General features: G+C 56.9%; 1 protein-coding gene and 1 pseudogene. Both read right to left on the bottom strand.

Features of this window, described 5'->3' with window-relative positions:
• Window positions 1-96: 96 nt before the first annotated feature.
• A pseudogene (locus A3AG_RS32370) lies at window positions 97-334 on the bottom strand (IS110 family transposase); the annotation flags it as partial.
• Window positions 335-1,066: 732 nt separating this feature from the next.
• A complete protein-coding gene (locus A3AG_RS32380) occupies window positions 1,067-2,479 on the bottom strand; it encodes an extracellular catalytic domain type 1 short-chain-length polyhydroxyalkanoate depolymerase (protein ID WP_306414580.1) in 1,413 nt (470 codons plus the stop codon).
• Between the last annotated feature and the right edge of the window lie 441 nt (window positions 2,480-2,920).

A 2,920-nucleotide genomic window follows, 5' to 3' on the forward strand; every position in this document is an offset into this window, starting at 1 on the left:
GCGTCGACGAACTCATGCCGTGGGTCGTCACTGAGCAACTGGTTACGCCAGCGTAACTGCTGCGGCCGTCAAGACGGTACTGGCTACTCGCTTACCTACTAGCTGCGGCGGAAGCAAATGTTCTGCAATGACGGCTGGCAGGCGCTTCATCACGGTGCCGCCCAGCGGCAGGCTTATGTCGAACTCTATAAGAAATGCACGTTCTAGTAGTGCCCAGCCTGTCGCGAATAATCGAATCCCTAACACGGTGCAATGCCAATAGAACTTGTTGCGACTCCGTTCGCTGTGTGACAAACCGCATAGAGGGTTGTGACGCCTCCTCGCAGATCGCCTCGGGGCATCGTTTATCTGCGATTCACATGTGTTGCTCCTACCAGCCAGCCTAGCGTCTGAGCCACATCGCTGCTCGGAGCCTCTACGCAACACCTCGCGATATTGCCCACTGTCGGACTACATTGTCAGAGCACCTTCGCACGCCGCCGTTGCCAGCAACACGCGCGCTCCCAGCCTACCGCCGGTCGCACGGCGGGTCCGCTACCGTGGAATCAAGACTCGTGGTTGGACAATGATGAAACGAATGCATTGCGCCCGATATACCGAGCCTCATGCTTCGCAAGCGCACCCAACCAGCTATTGTAAGTGGGGACTGTGTCCGGCTTTTCAGGGGGTCGCTCCATTCGTGGAGCCGCCTCAAGCATTCCCTTATTGACTGCAGGGCCAACGCCGGCCGCAGTCCCACAGCCAGAGGCTGGCACTGGCCGTCACCGATACGGCATACACGCTGACACTCCCGACGTGCCAACGTTTAGCGAAGCTGGACAGAAGGACTACGCTATAACCAAACTGATTTCCCTGGGCTGAGCCGAAGGGATCCTCGCCAAAGCTGATCGAAAGCTTCAGGCCGACCTGCAGAAGCGTGTGCAGAGCGCGGATTGGACGTAGCGAATCGGGGAAGCTTCCAATGCAGCTGGGGTCGCCTCCCGAACGGCGCGTACATAGCTTCAATGAGTTCTCTCAGAAGTTTGTTTTGACAGATTGCCTCCCCCAACTCCAATCGTGCCGCTGCTTATGGGCAATTGCCAATCACATAGTATCCGGCGGCTGTCTCAGCCAGAGTGTTGATATAGAAAAGATTATTTAATCCCATGCTTTGGTTCGAGCCATTCGCGTAAGCCCCCCCCCCGACATCGTGTGCCCGACCGGCTTGCACGTGCGCATAGTTTGTGCCGGTGGTCGCCGTACAAGAAAAACTCGTCTTTGTTGTTGCCGAGATAGCAGCAGATTGCTGGCTTTCCCCTGCTGTGCCGTCGATCGCCGTCACAGTGTAGCTGTACGTAGTACCCGCTATCAAGTCCAAATCGGTGTAGCTCGTCGACGTGCTCGAGCCCACCTTCGTGCCATTGCGGTAAAGGTTGTAGCTGTTGGCGTTTGTTACGGCATTCCACGACAGCGATATTGTGTTGAGGGTCGTCCCGGCGACCGCCAGCCCAGTCGGCGACGAACCCGCCTGTCCAGACCCGCTTCCAGCACGCAAATTGTTCTTAACCCAGAAGTCCATCACGAAGTCAGGGTAGTTGATATGCGTGGCATCGACATAGTTGGTGTTGTTGCCGCCAGTTCCAGCGGGCCATGCGTGTGCCATGCCCGCGACCGATATTTCGTGGGTGCGCACTTTGCCATTGCTATCGATATAAGGGGTGTTTGTGCCGCCCCCTGCTATCGATACCTTAGATCCCTGGGTGAAGCTGCCGCCGTAGAGCTGGCGGAAGGCCGAGGCTGCTATCGGGCCATATGCCGGCGCCACCGTGTAGTCCGAGGTTCCCCATACGGCGCCGGCAATCTGGCTGGTGAACTTACCCACGTTGGATCCGGCCCATTGCTTACATTTATTGCCTGCCGTCGTCGCGGTATAGCCACTAGGTACGAAGCCGATCTGGGCCGTCGTGGTTCCCGGCGTCGGACCGGCATTGATGCCAACGCCGGCAAAAATGTCCGGGGCGATGCAGCCCAGGACCATGCTCATGCCGCCTCCAGAGGATAGGCCCGCCACGTATACCTGATTGGGATCGATCGCATACTGGGCATTGGCAACAAAGCGGTTGACTAGATCCAGCAGTACGCCCACGTGTCCAGCGGTTCGGCTTGGCGACGCATTCGCATAGTCCCAGCAATGCTTGAAGTACACGTTGCCGCTTGCGTTAGGCGCAAGAATGACAGCACCGTATTGATCGCCAATCGATTTCCAGTTGAACCCGGTCCCACTGGCATTATTGATCACGTCGCCGGAGGCAGTCTGCAAGCATCCGTGTAGCACTAGAACTAGAGCTCGCTTGCCATTGGGCGTGGAAGGCTGGCTCGCCGGCCAATAGAAATAGCCGGTCAGGTTTCCACCATTGACGGCATCCGATGCCCACGTCTGCTCGCTACTCCACGCTCCGGGACCCGCCGTCGCTGCATGCAGCGAAAACGCTCCCAGCATCGTCGCAAGAGTGACTAACCCGGTCGCGAAGTATCGCCAACGCTTTCTCAGCATAGTGTCTCCCTTTTTTGATTTCTTCGAGTCACAGCAATGCCCTGACCCAAGGGGTCTGCAACAAGCCGGTTCGCACTTTAAGGACAACTGCTTAATTTATGACAGGCTTTCGCTCCGCCTTTAACATGATACATGATTCATGTTTCATACTAGGAAGGGCATCGAGGCAAAGTCAACCACTCGTTTACACTTAGTTCAATGGTTCGCAGCCCCGACAGACCATGGACACCAGCGCGTGAATCGCACCCACCATTGAATCAGACGATATCCATGGCGGAGTAAGCAGGCTAGGGGCATCCCCTTATACGGAAGTAGGACCGTCTCCGCGGCGAGGCTTGGAGCTTGAAGTCCCGGGAATTTCGAGGTAAGGGGGTTGTTAACTTCGCC

Source organism: Cupriavidus neocaledonicus (assembly GCF_000372525.1).
Taxonomy (GTDB): Bacteria; Pseudomonadota; Gammaproteobacteria; order Burkholderiales; family Burkholderiaceae; genus Cupriavidus; species Cupriavidus neocaledonicus.

Excerpts from the sequence above, each read along its gene's own strand:
- A3AG_RS32380 (WP_306414580.1), bottom strand. The coding sequence starts at position 2,479 with ATGCTGGGAGCGTTTTCGCTGCATGCAGCGACGGCGGGTCCCGGAGCG.